At 61.0% G+C, this 17,896-nt stretch carries 17 protein-coding genes; 12 read left to right on the top strand and 5 right to left on the bottom strand.

Going from position 1 to position 17,896, the window contains the following annotated elements:
• The first annotated feature begins 194 nt into the window (after positions 1–194).
• The 3 genes from CKK19_RS14575 (at position 195) to CKK19_RS14585 (ending at position 2,462) form a co-directional block, all read left to right on the top strand.
• Complete coding sequence (locus CKK19_RS14575; RefSeq protein WP_034018434.1) at positions 195–1,100, top strand: LysR family transcriptional regulator; 906 nt, start codon at positions 195–197, stop codon at positions 1,098–1,100.
• A 280-nt stretch (positions 1,101–1,380) separates the two neighbouring features.
• Positions 1,381–1,911, top strand: coding sequence for a polyketide cyclase (locus tag CKK19_RS14580; protein ID WP_034018433.1), 531 nt, complete (start codon positions 1,381–1,383; stop codon positions 1,909–1,911).
• 44 nt (positions 1,912–1,955) lie between these two features.
• On the top strand, positions 1,956–2,462 hold the full coding sequence (locus tag CKK19_RS14585; protein WP_052157317.1) for a hypothetical protein: 507 nt from the start codon (positions 1,956–1,958) through the stop codon (positions 2,460–2,462).
• A 335-nt stretch (positions 2,463–2,797) separates the two neighbouring features.
• Here CKK19_RS14585 and CKK19_RS14590 read toward each other — a convergent pair whose 3' ends face one another.
• The 4 genes from CKK19_RS14590 to CKK19_RS14605 all read right to left on the bottom strand — a co-directional run bounded on the left by CKK19_RS14590 (position 2,798) and on the right by CKK19_RS14605 (position 5,868).
• A complete protein-coding gene (locus CKK19_RS14590) occupies positions 2,798–3,115 on the bottom strand; it encodes a DMT family transporter (protein ID WP_000539741.1) in 318 nt (105 codons plus the stop codon).
• A 58-nt stretch (positions 3,116–3,173) separates the two neighbouring features.
• On the bottom strand, positions 3,174–3,437 hold the full coding sequence (locus CKK19_RS14595) for an EexN family lipoprotein (RefSeq protein ID WP_016487824.1): 264 nt from the start codon (positions 3,435–3,437) through the stop codon (positions 3,174–3,176).
• A gap of 32 nt (positions 3,438–3,469) precedes the next feature.
• Complete coding sequence (locus CKK19_RS14600) at positions 3,470–4,375, bottom strand: LysR family transcriptional regulator (protein ID WP_006378999.1); 906 nt, start codon at positions 4,373–4,375, stop codon at positions 3,470–3,472.
• Between the two features lie 89 nt (positions 4,376–4,464).
• Positions 4,465–5,868, bottom strand: coding sequence for an efflux transporter outer membrane subunit (locus CKK19_RS14605; protein WP_016487825.1), 1,404 nt, complete (start codon positions 5,866–5,868; stop codon positions 4,465–4,467).
• 101 nt (positions 5,869–5,969) lie between these two features.
• Between CKK19_RS14605 and CKK19_RS14610 the strand changes: the two genes are divergently transcribed.
• The 9 genes from CKK19_RS14610 to CKK19_RS14650 all read left to right on the top strand — a co-directional run bounded on the left by CKK19_RS14610 (position 5,970) and on the right by CKK19_RS14650 (position 15,658).
• On the top strand, positions 5,970–6,611 hold the full coding sequence (locus tag CKK19_RS14610) for a TetR/AcrR family transcriptional regulator (RefSeq protein ID WP_034018431.1): 642 nt from the start codon (positions 5,970–5,972) through the stop codon (positions 6,609–6,611).
• Positions 6,612–6,631: 20 nt separating this feature from the next.
• Entirely contained in the window at positions 6,632–7,774 is a 1,143-nt protein-coding gene (locus CKK19_RS14615) for an efflux RND transporter periplasmic adaptor subunit (protein ID WP_225455167.1), read from the top strand.
• 24 nt (positions 7,775–7,798) lie between these two features.
• Positions 7,799–10,903, top strand: coding sequence for an efflux RND transporter permease subunit (locus tag CKK19_RS14620; RefSeq protein WP_034018429.1), 3,105 nt, complete (start codon positions 7,799–7,801; stop codon positions 10,901–10,903).
• An 80-nt stretch (positions 10,904–10,983) separates the two neighbouring features.
• The gene (locus CKK19_RS14625) at positions 10,984–11,331 is read left to right on the top strand and encodes a DMT family transporter (protein WP_032665245.1); all 348 of its coding nucleotides are present in this window, start codon (positions 10,984–10,986) and stop codon (positions 11,329–11,331) included.
• A 15-nt stretch (positions 11,332–11,346) separates the two neighbouring features.
• Positions 11,347–11,967 (top strand): DUF3313 family protein, encoded by a 621-nt coding sequence (locus CKK19_RS14630; RefSeq protein ID WP_016487830.1) that lies wholly within the window; start codon positions 11,347–11,349, stop codon positions 11,965–11,967.
• A complete protein-coding gene (locus CKK19_RS14635) occupies positions 11,964–13,121 on the top strand; it encodes an MlaE family ABC transporter permease (RefSeq protein WP_016487831.1) in 1,158 nt (385 codons plus the stop codon). The genes CKK19_RS14630 and CKK19_RS14635 overlap by 4 nt, the downstream gene beginning before the upstream one ends.
• The gene (locus tag CKK19_RS14640; protein WP_241656707.1) at positions 13,118–13,939 is read left to right on the top strand and encodes an ABC transporter ATP-binding protein; all 822 of its coding nucleotides are present in this window, start codon (positions 13,118–13,120) and stop codon (positions 13,937–13,939) included. The genes CKK19_RS14635 and CKK19_RS14640 overlap by 4 nt, the downstream gene beginning before the upstream one ends.
• A 91-nt stretch (positions 13,940–14,030) precedes the next feature.
• Positions 14,031–14,960 carry an MlaD family protein gene (locus tag CKK19_RS14645; protein WP_034018428.1) on the top strand — a complete coding sequence of 310 codons (930 nt, stop codon included), beginning with the start codon at positions 14,031–14,033 and terminating at the stop codon, positions 14,958–14,960.
• Entirely contained in the window at positions 14,957–15,658 is a 702-nt protein-coding gene (locus tag CKK19_RS14650; protein WP_016487834.1) for an ABC-type transport auxiliary lipoprotein family protein, read from the top strand. The genes CKK19_RS14645 and CKK19_RS14650 overlap by 4 nt, the downstream gene beginning before the upstream one ends.
• Before the next feature lie 75 nt (positions 15,659–15,733).
• Here CKK19_RS14650 and CKK19_RS14655 read toward each other — a convergent pair whose 3' ends face one another.
• The gene (locus CKK19_RS14655) at positions 15,734–17,728 is read right to left on the bottom strand and encodes a relaxase/mobilization nuclease and DUF3363 domain-containing protein (protein ID WP_034018426.1); all 1,995 of its coding nucleotides are present in this window, start codon (positions 17,726–17,728) and stop codon (positions 15,734–15,736) included.
• Positions 17,729–17,896: the final 168 nt, after the last annotated feature.

Below are 17,896 nucleotides of genomic sequence, written 5' to 3' on the forward strand. Positions count from 1 at the left end.
CACAACGGTCGAGGGAAAAGAAAGAATGAGCGGCGGGGCGAGTCGAAGACAAACGCCGCAAACTACAGCACCCTATGGCGCATTTGGAGTTTCCAAGAGGTTGCCCAGAAAAAAATTCTCGCTGGGTCTTGCTCCCCTCATGAGCAGAATCTAGATATCATGGAAAAGAATTATTTATTGAAATCTTGATAAGAATGAAAGATATGAAGAGCATGGATCTCAACTTACTCAAGGCGCTGGACGTATTGTTGGACGAACGCAACGTGACACGGGCGGCAGCACGTCTTGGACTAACCCAACCGGCCTTGAGCGGCATGCTTGCGCGGCTGCGTGAAAGCTTCGGCGACCCGCTGTTCGCGCGTGCGCAGCGGGGCATCGTTCCGACGCAGCGGGCGCTAGACATAGGGATATCTGTCAAACAGGTGCTAGCGGAAATCGACGCGCTGCTCCAGCCACCTTCTTTCGACCCAGCCACCGCACAACTGACCTTCTCCATCGCCGCGACGGACTATGCGCTGCGTGCCATTGCTGTCCCATTTCTATCGGCACTCAAACAGCACGCACCGCGCGTTCGAGTCTCATTAGTGCCAGTCGAGAGCGGACTGCTACAGAACCAGCTTGAGCGCGGTCAGATCGATCTAGCCCTCCTGACGCCAGAGATCACTCCGCCAAATCTGCATGCCCGAGAGCTATTCAAGGAGCACTACGTGTGTGTCCTGCGGGAAGACCATCCAGCGGCTATGGGGCGCAAGCTGACAGTTAAGCAGTTCTGTGCTCTCGACCATGCGCTTGTTTCCTACGATGGTGGAGGTTTCCGCGGCGTCACCGACGATGCGCTAGAACAGTTGGGCAAACAACGAAGCGTCACACTGTCGGTCAAGAGCTTTCTGATCTTGCCAGACATCCTGCGTGCCAGTGACATGGTTGCGATCTTGCCGAGCCGCTTGGTCGCCGGTATGGACAAGCTGGCTATCTCCCTGCCGCCGGTGAAGATACCGGGGTTCACCAAGACGGCTGCTTGGCACGAACGCACCCATCACGATCCAGCACATCGCTGGATACGAGCACTGCTGTTCACTTCCTGTGCTAACAACAAGTAGGCAAGATGGCTCTCATCGTCATGCTCAGCACAACTCTGCCTCGCACTACAAATATGCAATCAGCCGGCTCAATTGGAGACGGACCCTTTCGTAGCACCGCTGCGAGATAGCCTTGTCGGCGGATGGCAGAACCTAGACGCTGATATCAAATTATATGATTTCAAAAATAAAAAATTAGTATTTCACTTATTTCACAGGGAGGATCATGATTGCTCTATGACCACTTGAATGACGCAGCCACCCCTGTTGCGTCATTGACATTTTGTGAAGGAGCTTCGATATGAGCAAGCAACAGAACGCCATCCTCTGGCCCGAAGGCTACACGCCGGGCTTTACTGAGAATTTCGCCTCTAATGAGATCATCGCCGCCGGCTTGAGCGCGGCCGACGTATGGCCGCTACTCGTCACACCATCGCTGTGGTCAAGCTACTACGCCAACTCGGCTAACGTGCGCTTTCATGGCGGCAAAGGCCCGGTACTGGCCGACGGCGATCGATTTTATTTCGAGACCTTCGGCTTCCCGGTAGAGGGGCAGTGCAACGAGTACGTGGCACCTGCGGATGGGCAACCCGGCCGCGTGGCCTGGCACGGCTGGTCCGGCGAGGAAGGCACAGATACGCGCCTGGATGTGCATCACGCCTGGCTGGTCGAGAACCTGGACGGCGGGCGCGTGCGCATCCTCACGCAGGAAACGCAGAAGGGCAAGCCGGCCGAGGAGCTGCACAACGCCAAACCCAACCCGATGATCAACGGCCATCAGGACTGGCTCGACAGCTTGGTCGAGACAGCGCGCAAAGCCAAGCAGGCGTAATGGTCGCTGGCCGCTTGATCCCAAGCGTCTGAACTGAGAAAACCATGATGGGAACTCCCCTCGAGATTCTGCTGGTTTTGACTTCGCAGGCAACGATGGGCGACGACCCGCGCCTGACCGGCGTGTGGTTCGAGGAACAGTCCACCCCGTACTACGCCTTGGTCGATGCAGGTGCCAATGTGGATATTGCGTCAATCGCCGGCGGCGAGATTCCGGTGGATCCTCATTCCATAGCGAGCGAAGGCATGAACCCGCCGAGCGTGGAATGCTTCCTCGATGACAAGGTGTCGATGGACAAGCTCGAAGGCTCGCTGAAGATCGACAGCATCGCCCCGGAAGGGGGTGCGGTGATGTTCCTGCCCGGCGGCCATGGCACCATGTGGGACTTACCCGGAGCGGGGCGCTCGTCAATCTGCTGTCGGGCGCTTGGGCTGACGGCAGGGTGGTCGCGGCGGTCTGCCACGGCCGAGCCGGACTGGTTAATGTCAAGGAAGCGAATGGCCAGCCGCTGGTTGCCGGCCGTCGCGTCAGCCCCTTTGCCAAACGCATGAGCCGCGAGACTGGGCTACCTGTGGCAGTGAGTTGGGGCATCGACCATCCGCGAATGGCCGAGCACGTGATCGCTGGCAGGTAGATGGGTTTGGTGATTCTTGGCCGCGCCATGCTAGCCAACCCACACTCTTTCTCCACCTTTGCAGGAGCTGAAGGTGGAGCACCCGGAATGGCTGCTCCACCGCCTTACGCGCACTGGCTCGAACTCTCCCGAGGCTGCGGCAAGCTCACCACATATAACGACTAGGAGGAGGTGACCGTGCGAGTTCCCAGAACCCGATCCAGTCTGTGTCGCAGGGTGTCCCAGTGACTACGCTATCAAAGGAGCTAGTACTCAACTCGATAACTTGAGCGTGATAACGCCCAGGATGATCAGCGCCACGCCAAGGTATCGCATCAGGGAGGTTGGGTCGCCATAGAAATGAATTCCGACTAAGAACGTTCCCGCCGCTCCGATACCCGTCCACACCGCATAAGCAGTCCCAATCGGTATCTGACGCTGAGCAAGCCATAGGAAGGCGCCGCTAATTGTCATGAAAGAGACGGCTACTGCGACCCCACTCCAACGCGATGTTGGCTCTTGCGCCATTTTCAGCCCGACCGGCCATCCGATTTCAAACAATCCAGCCAAAACAAGATAGATCCAGCCCATTGCAATTCTCCTTCAAGTTTTTCATATCCGGCATACATACTCCAGCGTGACCACCAGCTTAGAACTTCGGCGGCTCTTTAGGTGTGGTGTAGGGCACATCGCCATCTTCGTAAAAGCGCTTTCGGGTAGCCTCGGCAACCCGGTTACATAGTTGGTCGCCCAGCATAGGACGATCCAACTTGCATTGCTGGCGCAACTTTTTCAGCCGCTCAGGATTGAGCGCTAATTCATCGACCGTCGGAAGGTTGCCTTTATCTGGTTTCCCGGATGGGCTGCAGGCTGCCAGTGTCGAGGAAAGCAATATGAGAGCAATCTTCTTCATGGTTAAGTTTCCTTGGGAGATTGTGTGATGGTTTACCGCCGACTTTTGGCGTCTGGAGATTTGATCGAATGAACGCGTTCCATGAAGCGAGTCAGTATTTCTGACGGCTCGCTGGCCGGTCGTAGCAGATAGGTCGTGAGCATGGGCGAACCTCCAGTCAGCGGCCGTGCGACCACACCCTGTTCCCTGCTGGCAGTAATATGCGCACCTCCTGTGAGGCCTAGTGCAAGTCCCGCCGAAACCAGGACCATCATTAGATCGCTGGAAGTCACGCGTTCGGCAATTAGAGGCTCAATGTCCACGCGACGTAGCACCCGTTCAACTTGCCGAGCATGGCCCTCACACGCCACCGCGTCGCAGAGCACCAGCGGATACCGCAACAGCTCTTCCAGGGGAATCTGTTTGTGGGATAGCAAGGGGTGCCGTGCGGGCACAGCTACCATCAGAGGGTCACTCCACACCGGCACGGCGATGATGCCTTCGCCGACTTCATCCGATTGAGCGAAGCCGAGATCGTACAGTTCGCCACACAATCCCTTGATTTGCTGTGACAAAGGCACTTCGAAGAAGCGAACTTCCACTTCCGGCTCTTCCTGCCGGCAGAGCGCCAACAACGCAGGCAGGCGCGATGGCGTGATTCCATCAGACAATGCAATACGGAGCTGGCAATGAAAGCCATTGGCTGCGGCGTTCACACTGTCGCGCGCCTGCTGCAAAGCTGCGAAGACACGGGGTACGCTCTCAAAGAAGAGTCTGCCTGCACGAGTCAAGCGGGTGCTCCGAGTGGTTCTCGCAAATAGCGCTACGCCCAACTCCTCTTCAAGCTCTTTGATGGCGCGCGACAGCGGCGATGTCTCGATGTGGAGGCGCTCTGCGGCTCGGGCAAAGTGCAGTTCCTCTGCCACCGCTAGAAAGTAGCGCAGATGCCGAATTTCCATGTTCGCATTCCTCCTCACTTAGGCCTCACCACCTTCGCCTTGCGCCACGCTATCTAGCCTTCGCAAGCTGCTCCAGCAAGCTTCCCCGATCAAACAGGTGGGCCGGATAGTGCTTTTGCCAGCACACCCCATTGCACGGCTGTCTCGGCCCGCGTGCGGATCAGCGAAGCCTGCGCTGACATCACCCCCGCCTCAGCCTCGGCCACCACCGTGGCGTCCACTTGTCCCGCCTCAAACAGACGGCGGCTGCGATCGAGCTGACGCTCCGCGACTGCGACCCCCTCGGTCTGATGCTCCAGTGCGGCGTGCTGCGTATGCCAACCGAGGTATGCGTTCTCTACGTCCTGCAATGCACTCAACAAAGTGCGCTCGAACTCCGCGCGCGCAGCTCGGCTGCGCGCCTCTCCGGTCTCGATGCCGGCACGGATCGCGCCACCATCGAAGATCGGCAACGAAACCCCGGCCCCAAGTGAAAAAATGTTGCCGGTAATGCGCGTCCCCGCACTCTCAACGCGCTGCCGTCCGCCGCTCAGGTCCAACACCAGCTTAGGGAAGCGTTCGCCTTCGGCTGCGTTCCAGCGCGCGGTTTCGGCTGCGAACTTCGCTTCGGCGGCGCGCACGTCGGGCCGCTCACTCAGCAGGTCCGCAGGTATGCGTGTCGGTGTCCAATTGGGGGCGGCGAGTGAAGCAAGAGTCGGAGAAGCTGCAGACGCTCCGGGCGTTTGTCCCGCTAGTACATCAAGTGCATGCGTCGCCTCGCCGCGCGCACGCCGAAGTTGCTCTTGCTCCACACGCAGTGCGACGACGCCGGAGCGGGTTCGCTCGATGTCGAAGCCGGTAGCTTGTCCGGCCTCGAACTTCCGTTGTGTCAGCAAGACAAGTCGCTCGGCGGATGCCAGCCGCGCCGTGGCGAGCGCTTCGAGTTCACTGGCTTGGCGCTGCTGCACAGCCGCCGACACTGTTTCAAACGCGACCTGCCAACGCGTGGCAACCCACGCTTGTTCGGCTGCCACCGCATCCAGGCGCGCACCTTCTGCTGCCTGCGAAAGCCGCCCCGACAGGTCTGCCTCCCACGATGCAGACAACGTGGCGCGGCCATCATTGCCGATCGCAACGTTCTCTGAATAGTCGCGTCCTCGAGTTGCCTGCGTGCCCGCGGACAACGAGGGGAGCAGGGAGGCCCGTGCTCGCCGCGTGGCGGCCGAGGCCTCGTCGACGCGCGCGCGCGCAATCGACAGTTCGGTGTTGCGCTCCAGCGCCGCCCGGACTAGGACATTGAGCTGTGGATCGCCGTAGGCCGTCCACCAGTCGACGGGAAGAGTACGGCGGGATGATTTGTCCAGGATGCCTTCACCTCCCTCTTCATTTGAGAAATGGGCCGGTACATCCAGGCGAGGCGGATCGGCAGAGTGCGGAGCATGGCTGCAAGCCGCAAGAAGCATTAGCGGCGAAATCATGGCCATGAGGCGATAGCGTTCAAGAATTTGAGACATGGCAGGTCCTTGCATTCCGAAAAAGTCTTGACGGACTGTTTTACGCCTTCTACTATACCGTCTGGACTGTATATGACTCAAGCTTTTTTTGGAGCACGACCATGCCGCCTCGCGCGAAAACAAAGTTGCACCCCCCGTCCACCGCCCATAGCAGCACCGATGCGCAGCCCGTTCTCCAGCAAGGAGCCCAGCTAACTCGCGAGCGCATCCTGCAGGCCGCTCGCGAACTGGTGCTGGAGGAAGGCGCCAGTCGTCTGACGCTGGACGCCGTCGTCGTGCGGGCCGGGTTGAGCAAAGGGGCGTTTCTCTATCATTTCAAGACCAAACGCGATTTGTTCGTGACACTGATCGACGAGATGATCCGGGCGTTCGACGCGGTACAAGCCAATCACGAGCGCAGGTTTGCCGGAGACCCGGACCCCTGGCTGTCGAGCCAGGTGGAAGCGATACCCGACGACGAGATGCAGAAGATGGGCGCAGCGCTGCTCGCGGCAGCTGCGGAAGATCCAACACTTCTCGACCCACTGCGCGAGTGGTATCGCGTGCAGTACGAACGCGTGCGTCGATCCCCGCGTGGCACCGAGACCGCGGCACTCATCATGCTGGCATTGGATGGCGCCCTGTTCGCCGATCTCCTGGGTCTGCCGATACTCGCACCCGCAGAGCGGCGGCATTTCTTTCGGGCGCTCCAGGATCTCGCCTCGGGCCATCTCGAACTGATCCCTGCGAAAGGACACCCATGAGTCGCGTCCGTAGAGCTTTCATGACCGCGTGCGCACTGCGCTCCTTGACGGTTGCTTGCACACTATTCATTTCGACCCTGGTCTCAGGGTGCGGAAACTCGCAATCCACCGTATCCGAGCCTCCGCGTGCAGTGAAGCTCGCCGCCGCGCAGTCGGATCTTCCGCATAGCTCCCGCATCGAATTGACTGGCTCGGCGCGAGCAACCGAGCGCAGCATCCTAGGATTTGAAACAGGAGGACGGATCGCCAAGTTGAACGTCGACGTGGGTGAACGGTTCGCCCGCGGTCAAGTCATGGCAGAACTTGATGCGGAACCTGACCGGCTTCGCGTGACGCAAGCGCAAGCATCCCTGGCGGCCGCCGAAGCCGGCCTGATGGATCGACGTGTACAGACAGATCAACAGCGCCGGTTGCTCGAAAGCGAAGTCATCTCCCCTGCTGCGTTCGAGAGCGCCAAGGCGCAGCTAGCGGTCGCAGAGGGCCAAGCGCGCACTGCCAAGGCAGCGCTTGGCCTGGCCGAACGAGCACAACGTGGCACGATAATCGTCGCTCCTTTCGATGGTGTCGTGGCGGAAAAGCTGGCTTTGGCGTTCACCGACATTGCTGCTGGTGCGCCGGTATTTCAGGTCGACGGTGTGCGCAGTGGCACTGAGATCATCGCGAACGCGTCTACTACACAGGCACCTCACATAGATGTCGGCCAACGCGCAGAACTGTTCTGGAGCGGAGCCGAACAACCAATCCGAGCGGTGGTACGTCGTGTCGGTCTGCGCGCCGAAAATGGCTCGCTCCTACCCGTGGTGCTAGTGCCTGAAGATAACGCGCAAGCGCGCGCACTTCGGCCAGGTATTCCCGTACAGGTCGTGCTCGACGCACCTGCGGCGACCTCCAAGACCTCTCGGCCCGAGACTGTATCCGTCCCTTATGCCTCGCTGGTGCTCGGCACGAAGCCGGGTGAGGCTTCCGTCTTCGTCTACACCCCTGCAGATAAGAAGGTGCACCGTCGCGCGGTGCGCTTCACGCCGGCACAGGAAGGAGACAGCGCGCGCGTCCTCGCTGGACTTAAGCCCGGCGAGACGGTGGTTGCCGCCGGAGGCGGATGGCTCACCGATGGACAGCCAGTGACACCACTGGAAGCCACCACTCAATTGACCAAGCGCTAACGCGATCCACCAGGTTACTTCATCATGAAGATCACCGAGATGGCGCTGCGCGCCAGTCGACTTACCTACTTTGTAGCGCTTATCATTTTCGTCGCCGGCATCGCGACCTTCCTGAATTTTCCTTCTCAGGAGGAGCCGACTGTCACGGTCCGCGATGCGATGGTCACGGCGTTGAACCCGGGGCTGCCCGCCGAACGCGTTGAGCAACTCATTGCCCGGCCGATCGAGGAGCGCTTGCGCGAACTGGCAGAGGTCAAGCGCGTGACGAGCACCGTGCGCGCAGGCAGCGCCATGATCCAGGTCACGATCTGGGACCGCTACACCGACTTGGCACCGATCTGGCAGCGCGTCCGGGCCAAGGTCGCCGATTCGAAGGATGCCTTACCACAGGGCACGATGGGGCCTTTCGTCGACGAAGACTTCGGCCGCGTCGCGGTTGCCTCGATTGCGGTCACTGCACCAGGTTACTCCATGAGCGAGATGCGCGTCGCGCTCAAGCAGATGCGCGACCGCCTGTACACCGTGCCTGGTATTGAGCGCATCACTTTCTACGGCCTGCAGGAAGAGCGCGTCTATCTCGAGTTCGATCGGCCTAGGCTTGCGCGATTGGAGCTGACACCACAGGGGGTGATCGACCAACTCGTCAAACAGAACGTCGTCGCTTCGGGTGGACAAATTGTCGTCGGCGGCATCAATGCAACCTTGGCGGTCAGTGGCGAAGTGAGTGACGCTCCCTCCCTGCGAGCAATGCCGATCGCGCTGCCGCGACCGCAAAGTAGTACGGCGCCCATGCCGACGATCGCATTGGGTGAACTGGCGCAGGTGAGTGTGCGGCCAGCCGATCCGCCGGAGTCTGCCGCCATCTACAAAGGCCAGCCCGCGGTCGTCATGGCGGTTTCGATGGCCTCTGGTCAAAACGTGGAGCAGTTCGGAAAAGCGCTCAAAGCACGGGTTGCAGACCAGGAGAAGCTGCTGCCGGCGGGTTTCGATCTGTCATACGTCACTTTCCAGGCCGATGTCGTCAAGCACGAGATGGGCAAAATGAACCACGTCATGATGGAGACGATCATCGTCGTCCTCGGTGTCGTCGTGCTCTTCCTCGGTTGGCGAACCGGGATCATCGTGGGCATGATCGTGCCGTTGACGATCCTCAGTGCACTCATCGTCATGCGCGCGATGAACATCGAGCTTCAGAACGTCTCGATGGGCGCCATCATCATTGCGCTCGGCTTGTTGGTGGACAACGGCATTGTGATTGCCGAAGACATCGAACGCCGCCTAGCCGGTGGCGAAGATCGTAAGCATGCCTGCCTCGAGGCCGGCCGCACGCTCGCCATTCCGCTGCTCACGTCCTCGCTCGTGATCGTGATCGTGTTCTCGCCGTTCTTTTTTGGCCAGAACGCCACGAGCGAGTATCTGCACAATCTCGTGGTCGTGCTGGCACTGACGTTGTTCGCATCGTGGCTGCTGTGCCTGACTGTCACGCCCCTGTTGTGCTACCACTTCGCCAAACCCCACCACAAGCAGGAGCATGGCGACGCCTATGACACCCGCTTCTACCGTGGCTACCGGCGCGTACTGGAGTGGGTTCTCCACCATAAGGCGGTCTATGTAGCGTCGATGATCGCGGCGCTTGCCATTGCGCTGTATGGCTTCACCACCCTGCCTTACGATTTCATGCCCAAGTCCGACCGGCTTCAGTTCCAGATTCCGGTGCAGCTCGCCCCAGGTACGGATTCGCGCGAAACGCTCGCACGCGTGAAGCAGATCAGTAGTTGGCTGGGCGACACGAACATCAATCCAGAAGTCTCCGATCACATCGGCTACGTCGCCGATGGTGGACCTCGCTTCATCCTTAGCCTGAATCCACCGCTGCCGGCATCGAACATCGCGTACTTCGTTGTCACACTGAAGCCGAAGAGCGACATCGACGCTGTCCTCGCCCGAACCCGCAGCTACTTTGCGCACGCACATGGCGACGTGCGCGCCGAGCCCAAGCGCTTCTCGCTCGGTGCGACCGAATCAGGGACCGCCATCTATCGTGTCAGCGGTCCGGATGAGGAGGTATTGTTGGAGGCTGCGTCCAAAATCGAAGCAGCACTGCGCAAGCTGCCCGGAACCATCAACGTCAAGAACGATTGGGATACGCGCATTGGCCGCATCGACGTAAAGGTTGACCAGGACCGCGCGCGTCGGGCGGGCGTAACGACTGAAGACATCGCTGGCGGGCTGGATGTCCGCTACAGCGGCCGATCGATCTCGGTGATTCGCGACGGTGACACCTCCGTTCCGATCGTCCTGCGCAGCATCGTAAGCGAGCGTCGCAGCACGGCAGACGTAGGCGCGACGCTCATCTATCCCAGCAACGGCGGTCCGGCGGTGACGCTGGCCCAGGTCGCAGACGTATCGCTCGCGAGCGAGCCATCGGTCATCCAACGGCGTAATCTCATCCGCACGATCACCGTGCAAGGACAGAACACCTCCTACACCGCCCAGGAGATCGTCAACCGCCTGGTGCCTAGCGTCGCTGCCTTGGACCTGCCCGCGGGCTACTCGGTCGAACTTGGCGGCGAGATCGAGGAAGCTGCCGAATCGAACGCCGCGCTGTCGACCTACATGCCCCTCGCATTTCTGGCGATGCTGATGCTGTTCGTATGGCAGTTCAATTCCTTCCGCAAGCTCGGTGTGATCCTCGCGACGATCCCTTTCACGCTTATCGGCGTGGTATTGGCTCTGAAGCTAACCGGCACACCTTTCAGCTTCATGGCGACCTTCGGCGTACTGGCCTTGTTCGGGATCATTGTCAACAACGCCGTGCTGTTGCTGGAACGCATCGACCAGGGCTTAGCGGAAGGCCTGCCGCGCCATGAAGCCTTGGTTGGGGCCGCGATACAACGACTTCGTCCAATCGTGATGACCAAGGTCACCTGCATTTCGGGACTGGTGCCACTCATGCTCTTCTCCGGACCGTTATGGAAAGGGATGGCGATCGCGATGATCGGTGGGCTGGCGCTCGGAACGCTGGTGACGTTGGGCTTGATTCCGTTGCTTTACGAAGTCCTGTTTGGAATCAAGCGAATTGGGCCGTGGAGCCTGAGTGCCGCCACCGCGCATGGAGATCGCTCATGAGTCTCTTGCGGACCGCCTCGTGCTGCGCATTCTCAGAATTCGTATGTACCCACGCTTCATCCGTATGTCTCGCTAGGCTTATGCGATTCAGCATCCATCCGCTGATCTGGAAATCCTGGTCGATTGTCATTGCCGCAGGGGTTCTAGGAGCGGGCTATCCATTGGGCCTGCGGGCCATCACGGCGGGCGGTCCGACGCGCTGGGTCGGCCTCTGTGTGGCAGTGACGTGCATGGCGGCCAGCGGCGCACTTTTGTGGCTCGCGCTCAAGCGGATTCCGATCAGCGCGGCCTCTGCAGCCTGGGCAGGAATCGGGCTACTTGGAAACTTGGGTATCGGCGCCCTCTTGCTAGGCGATCTCGCATCAGTGACGCGCTGGTCTGGCACCGCCCTCATCGCAGCAGGCATTGCCTGTCTTAGTTTCGTTTGATCAAGGAGACCCATTATGAAGAGCAAAACTGCATTGATCCGCGGCGGCATTTTTTTTTGCGTAGCAGCCGCGCTCTCTGGATGCGCGACCAACAGCATGACGCGCTCCGGATTTCTCGGCGACTACGAGAAGTTATCGCCGACACGATACGAGAACGTACTGATGTACCGCGCAGCGGGATTCGAGCCCAAGCGTTATGCCGCTGTCGTGGTGGAAGATGCGCAGATCAAGACCGCCTCGGGTCGCATCGATGGGCTCGATGACGCGCAGCAGCGTGAAGTGCTAGACCATGTGACGAGCGAACTGAAACGCCAGGAAGGCAAAAGTCCCGCCACCCCAGGTGGCACGGGACAGGTTCGGGTGCGTGTAGCGGTCACCGAACTGCAGACACCGAATCGGGCAGTCAATGCAATGACGACCCTGCTGGTTGGACCCGTGACGACGGGCGGTGCCAGCCTAGAGTTCGAAGCAGTCGATGTAAGTACGGGACGACGCGTTGCTGCCGCCAGTTGCTTCGAGCGCGGCAACGTCATTAAAGAGTTCGCCGGTTCGTACACATTGCTGGGTCATGCCAAAGCGGCGATCACGAACTGCATCGAGCGCATCGACAGCGCTTGGCGGGACACGCAGCCATGAGCAACGCTTCACAGGCTTGGCTCCGGCAGGATGCCATGGTCGGCGGTGATCACAAATGGCTGGCGGGTGGCGACTGGACGATAGAGCACTACGCCAGTCTGGCAAAATCCGTGTCCGCCGCCCGCATCAGCCATGCCGAGGGGTACGCCACTCCCTTGCTCGACTGGACGCAAGTCCAGAGACTGGACACCGCCGGCGCGGCTCTGCTGGTGGAAATTCTCGGGCCAGACTCGATACTCGACCGGCCGGAGGCAGCTCCAAATCTGTCCCCGGATCGCCTCGCCCTAATGAAAGCGCTTGCCGCCGCTGCTACCGCTCAGCAGAAGACGGACAAAGCAGCGGTGAGCGGGAATCCTCTGCTCCGCGGTCTGGGACGCATAGGCCTGACCGTGGAACAGGGCTGTCGTGCGTGTCTTGGTCTGGCCGGGTTCGTGGGTCAGATCATCGAAACATGGAGCCGTACCGTTCGTCACCCGCGTCGCTGGCGCACGACCTCGGTGATCGCTCAAATCCAGCGGTCAGCGGTGGACGCCATTCCCATCGTGGCGCTACTGAGCTTCATGGTAGGAATGGTGGTGGCGTTCCTGGGCGCAACGGTGCTGGCCAACTTCGGTGCGAGCATCTTCTCGGTGCATCTGGTCGCCTTCTCGTTCATGCGCGAGTTCGGAGTGCTGCTCCCGGCCATATTGATTGCAGGCCGTACCGCAAGCGCGTATACCGCCCAAATCGGTTCGATGAAGGCAAATGAAGAGATCGATGCGCTTCGCTCCAACGCGCTCGACCCCATCGAGTTGCTGGTGCTGCCACGCGTGCTGGCGCTTCTTGTGTCCTTGCCACTGCTCACATTAGTAGGCATCTTGGCTGGCATTGTGGGCGGCGCCACTGTATGCGCACTGAGCTTGGAGATTCCTCCTGCACAGTTCCTTGCCATCGTGCAGGAAAAAATCGAGGTGCGCCATTTTCTTGTCGGAATGAGCAAGTCCCCGCTCTTCGCGGTGATGATCGCCGCTATCGGCTGCCATGAAGGGTTCAAGGTCGCCGGTAGCGCTGAGTCGGTAGGCGACCACACGACTTCTAGTGTTGTGCAATCAATCTTCATGGTGATCCTGATCGATGCCATCGCTGCACTGTTCTTCATGGAGATGGGCTGGTGAGCGCGGTGAAGCAAGACACCGACAACGGTGTGCGACACGCTATTGAAGTGCGCGGCCTAGACAACAGGTTTGGAACCCAGCAGGTCCATCAGGACCTGGACCTGGACGTGCGACGCGGGGAAATCCTTGGCGTGGTGGGAGGATCAGGCACCGGGAAATCCGTGCTCTTGCGTAGCATCGTCGGGCTGCAGAAGCCGCATTCGGGCGTGGTCCGTATCGGGGGGCGCGACCTACTGCGAGCCCAATGGCTTGCACGCGCGCGTATGGAGCGAAGGTTCGGCATTCTGTTCCAGAAGGGCGCGTTGTATTCATCGCTGACCGTCTTGGAGAACGTCGCTCTTCCTTTAATCGAGCATGTCGGTCTGGCGCGGCCTCTTGCCGAGCGTTTGGCAAGAAGCAAGCTGGGCTTGGTGGGGTTGCCTGCCGGAGCGGGAGACAAATATCCGGCCTCGTTGTCCGGAGGCATGGTGAAACGAGCAGCACTGGCGAGAGCCTTGGCGCTTGATGCGAACATCCTGTTTCTTGACGAACCCACCGCAGGACTGGATCCAATCGGGGCTGCATCTTTCGACCAATTGATTCTGACCCTGCGCAATGCACTGGGTCTCACGGTGTTTCTGGTAACCCACGACCTCGATACGCTGTACACCATATGCGACCGTGTCGCGGTCCTGGCGAACCAGAAGGTACTCATCAACGACGGCATCGAGGCAGTCGAGCGATTCAAGCACCCGTGGATACAGGAATACTTTCACGGCCCCCGTGGCCGTGCGGCCGCACAGGCCACTGGTGCTTCCAGCCAAGAGACGCAGCCATGAAACCCTTCCGCATCTGCATCATTCTTCCGTCGCGCACGCATTGGGCTGGGCGCACGCAATATTTACACTCTGAAAACGAGGTGGTCTGATCATGGAGCCACGTGCCCATCATGTATTCATTGGTCTGTTCGTCGTGCTGCTCGGTGCGATTGGTATCGGCTTCGCGCTCTGGCTCAGCGACACACGTTCCGACCACGATTACCAGTATTACCGGATCATGTTCGATGAGCCAGTGACCGGGCTTACGCCCGGCAGCCAGGTTCAGTACAGCGGAATCACGATTGGCGAAGTCGTTGCACTTTCTCTTTCGCCGCGTGACCCAAGGCGGGCGATAGCGCGCGTGCGTATCAATGCCACCATCCCGGTCCGGCAGGATACCCGCGCTGAATTGGTCATCACGGGAATTACCGGCAACGCGGTGATCGAGTTGAGCGACGGCGGGCCAAACGTGCCATTGCTGGATCGGAAAGAGGACGAGGAACCGTTGATCCTCGCGCCACGTTCGGCGATGGCATCCCTGGTCTCCGGCGAGGGTAACAGCATGACGACACTCAACGGCATCTTGCTGCGCACGCAGGAGTTACTGTCGAAGGAGAATTTGGCTCTTGTGCACCGCAGTCTAGTGAATCTCGAACAGACTACGGGCGCGGTCGCTGACCAGAGGGCCGAGATCGCGACGTTAATCAGCAATCTGACCGAAGCAAGCAGAGAATCGACAGCTGCCGTGCGCCAAGCAAATAGCACTCTTCGCGATGCCAACCTGCTACTAAATAACGATGGTAAGCAAATCATGGTGAACACGCGTGATGCAACGGCATCCCTCGAACGCGCCGCTTTCAGGGTTGAGACGCTACTGCAAAACAATCAGGAATCGCTGAACCAAGGCATGGCCGCCACAGGCCCTGCCATGCACGAACTCCAGCAGGCGCTGGCCAATCTAAACACCGTGCTGCGCCGACTGGATCGCAATCCGGCGCAATACCTGCTCGGTGGAGAGAACATTGAGGAAACCAAGCCGTGAACACTTCCGCCAGGATGATTCCCGTCGCTGCCGCGACTATGACGCTAGTACTCGGCTTGTCCGCGTGCAGTGTGCTTCCCAAAACAGCTCCAATGGTCACCTACAAACTGCCCGACTATCACATCGCCCAGGCGGAGAGTACGCCACGCGCCGTTCCTGGACCTGGGGCGCTGCGCGTCTACGCCCCTGAGAGTAGTCGCGTCCTGGATTCGGAGCGGCTTTTCATTGCGCAGCCCGATGGTCGCTTGTCGGCTTGGCAAGGAGTGCGTTGGGCCGACCCCGCACCGGTGCTGCTACGCGACCGAATCGTCGAAGCCTTCATGCGCGATGGCCGGTCGACTTCGGTGATTACCGATAGCACGCCAATGAGCGCCGATATGGAGTTGCGCAGTACGCTACGGGCGTTCCAGCTCGAATACCGCGGCACTGAAGCGATCGCCGCGGTTCGGGTTCGGCTCGATGTGCAACTGGTCGATCCGGCCAAACGGACTGCTATTGCCAGTAGACGCTTCGAAGCAATCCAAGCTACAGGCAGCAAGCGAGAGGCAGATGTGGTGAGCGCGTTCGGTGTCGCGACAGACGTGTTGGCCGGGCAGATCGTTGAATGGGCAGTTCAGGTCGGGGCAGCGCGTTTGCGAGTTGCACCGGAATCGGCAAGCAACCATGCACCCACAGCGTCGGCGATAAGCACAGACTAGTCGCCTTAACGGAGCACAGAAGCTAGGGCCAGAACGCTGCTCGACACCTTAACTCGGTACGACAGCCTACGGCCCCTATCCAATCCCAGGACCTCGTTGCCGTCCAACCTCCCATGACACACCGCCGCCGCGTACAGTCGCGGCGATCTGCTGCCCCAGTCGTGGCTCGATTATCGGCCGCCAAGGCACCAGACTGAACCCCATGCCGTCATCGAGCAGCGCATAGCGACCGCTGGCGAGAATGACCGAGCGCCGGTAGATGCCGGCTACGCGCTGCCCGTCTGTGACGTGCCGATGCTCCAACCCACTATCGGCGGCAATGTGCTGGGCGGCCTGCGCCAGCTCCCGATTGCGCAGCGTTTCCAGCAGATTCCGGGAGAGAATCACCCGCTGCCCACGCCGCTGGGCCAGCCCCTGTTCTTCGAGGAAGTCGGCGCGCTGCTGCAAGGCTTGCTTGGCATCGCCACCAAAGCCCAGGTCGCCCAATCCCCGGCCGCCGCCGATCAGTTGCTGGTCGAGCCAGGTGGCGCCGATCACGCGGGCCTGCCGCTCGATCGGCAGGTGAGATTTCAGGTCCACGGCCACGCCGCCCAGTCGCTGCGCATCGTACTGGCGCCCACGCTCGGATAGGTCGTCCGGCACTTTCCATAGCCCTTCCGCCACGCGCTCCACGATGCCGGCCCGGCGCAGGGCTTCCAGCCGTCGGACGTGGGCCGCGACGACTTCCTGCGGGTCGCGGCCGGGCTTGGCTCGGCCTTGCTCGATCGCCAGGTGATGATCGGTACGGTACAGGCCATCGCTCGCCAGTGCGGCGATGTTCTTGTCCGCCGCCCGTACCTCGGCGGAACCACGCACCTCCACCACCGCGCCGGTGGGGTAGCTCGCCAGTTCGTCGCGGGCGTTCAAAGCGACGTAGTGGGCCTTGCCGTCCACGCCGTCGATGACCAGATAGCCGCGGTCGTGCAGCTCGTCGGCCAGCCCCTTGGCGGCCACGCGGCCGACGAGGGTACGGCCGTCGTCGGCCGGCTCGAATATCGCCAGCTCGCGCGGCTGGCCGCTCATGGCGCGCTGCATGGTGCGGATGATGTCGCCACGCTCGCCCAGGGCACGCAGGGTCTTCTCAGCGTCGGCATGGATGGCCCAGGTGCTGGGCTGCACCTCGTCGGCCAGGCCGAGCCGCTGCAAGCGTTGCAGCCGGCCGATCAGTAGCAGGCGCTGGCGTTGCAACGTCGGTTCGTTGAAGCGTTCGATCCGCACCCGGTCATCCTCGCCGACCTCGCGCTGCAACGTGCGGTCGAGGCTCGTCCACCGCTCTTGCTTCACCTCGCGCTGCCAGGTCTGCTGGATCTCCAGTTCGGTGCGCGGCCCCAGCCATTCCGTCGCCAGCTCGGCGGCGCGATGGCGGAAGCCGTGGGCGATGTAGTCGCCCGCGATGACGAGGTCTCTGCCGGTATCGTCGCGTCCGCGCACGATCAGGTGCGTGTGCGGGTTGTCGGTGTTCCAGTGATCGACCGCCACCCAATCCAGCCGCGTTCCCAGGTCGGCCTCCATGCGGTTCATCAGGTGCCGGGTGTAGGTGCGCAGGTCGTGCAGCTCGGCTCCGTCTTCCGGGGAAACAATGAAACGGAAATGGTGTCGGTCGTCCTGGCAGCGTTTCTTGAAGGCATCGAGGTCGGCATGGTCGGTCTGCGGCCCGTAGGCACGGCCCGGCTCGCCGTCCCGGCCGGCACCGTCGCGCTCGATGTAGCGCAGGTGCTTGGCGAGCGACTGCGGGCTGGCGTTGCGCTGGTTGACCAGCAGCGTCTTGACGGTCACGCGCCGTGACATGGGTGTCAGCTTTGCACCTGCGAAGCGCGCTGCCGTATGGCCGCGCCCAAGCCGTGAGCCGGGCCGCTGGCCCGCGTGCTGGCCGCTCCCGCCAGCGACAGGACGGCGCACCGCCGACTTGCCGCCGCTGGCTTTGCCAGCCCGCTTGAGCACCTTGGAAACGAAGCTCCGGCCCTGGCCTTTGCCTCGGTTCTTCGGCGCGCCAGGGCGCACCCGGAAATCGTCGTCGCGGCGGTCGGTCATGGCAGCGCCCCTGGCAAGCTCCGGCGTCTCCGGGCGTGCGAAGCACGCGGACATGCCTGCATTGGCGCGGGCCTCGCGCCCCACGCGGCACGGCGGCAAAGCCGCTCCGTGCCGCGCCACCCCCATGTGCAGACAGGCCTTCGACGCGGCCCGGTGCCGCGTCCTTTT

Source organism: Enterobacter sp. CCUG 70166 (assembly GCF_020224095.1).
Lineage (GTDB): Bacteria > Pseudomonadota > Gammaproteobacteria > Enterobacterales > Enterobacteriaceae > Enterobacter > Enterobacter intestinihominis.

What these genes read in the sequence shown, in the direction of transcription:
- CKK19_RS14600 (WP_006378999.1), bottom strand. Translation starts at nt 4,375, where the DNA reads ATGGAAATTCGGCATCTGCGCTACTTTCTAGCGGTGGCAGAGGAACTG.
- CKK19_RS14610 (WP_034018431.1), top strand. Translation starts at nt 5,970, where the DNA reads ATGCCGCCTCGCGCGAAAACAAAGTTGCACCCCCCGTCCACCGCCCAT.
- CKK19_RS14625 (WP_032665245.1), top strand. Translation starts at nt 10,984, where the DNA reads ATGCGATTCAGCATCCATCCGCTGATCTGGAAATCCTGGTCGATTGTC.
- CKK19_RS14590 (WP_000539741.1), bottom strand. Translation starts at nt 3,115, where the DNA reads ATGGGCTGGATCTATCTTGTTTTGGCTGGATTGTTTGAAATCGGATGG.
- CKK19_RS14645 (WP_034018428.1), top strand. Translation starts at nt 14,031, where the DNA reads ATGGAGCCACGTGCCCATCATGTATTCATTGGTCTGTTCGTCGTGCTG.
- CKK19_RS14605 (WP_016487825.1), bottom strand. Translation starts at nt 5,868, where the DNA reads ATGTCTCAAATTCTTGAACGCTATCGCCTCATGGCCATGATTTCGCCG.
- CKK19_RS14575 (WP_034018434.1), top strand. Translation starts at nt 195, where the DNA reads ATGAAAGATATGAAGAGCATGGATCTCAACTTACTCAAGGCGCTGGAC.
- CKK19_RS14635 (WP_016487831.1), top strand. Translation starts at nt 11,964, where the DNA reads ATGAGCAACGCTTCACAGGCTTGGCTCCGGCAGGATGCCATGGTCGGC.
- CKK19_RS14620 (WP_034018429.1), top strand. Translation starts at nt 7,799, where the DNA reads ATGAAGATCACCGAGATGGCGCTGCGCGCCAGTCGACTTACCTACTTT.
- CKK19_RS14630 (WP_016487830.1), top strand. Translation starts at nt 11,347, where the DNA reads ATGAAGAGCAAAACTGCATTGATCCGCGGCGGCATTTTTTTTTGCGTA.
- CKK19_RS14655 (WP_034018426.1), bottom strand. Translation starts at nt 17,728, where the DNA reads ATGACCGACCGCCGCGACGACGATTTCCGGGTGCGCCCTGGCGCGCCG.
- CKK19_RS14615 (WP_225455167.1), top strand. Translation starts at nt 6,632, where the DNA reads ATGACCGCGTGCGCACTGCGCTCCTTGACGGTTGCTTGCACACTATTC.
- CKK19_RS14595 (WP_016487824.1), bottom strand. Translation starts at nt 3,437, where the DNA reads ATGAAGAAGATTGCTCTCATATTGCTTTCCTCGACACTGGCAGCCTGC.
- CKK19_RS14580 (WP_034018433.1), top strand. Translation starts at nt 1,381, where the DNA reads ATGAGCAAGCAACAGAACGCCATCCTCTGGCCCGAAGGCTACACGCCG.
- CKK19_RS14585 (WP_052157317.1), top strand. Translation starts at nt 1,956, where the DNA reads ATGATGGGAACTCCCCTCGAGATTCTGCTGGTTTTGACTTCGCAGGCA.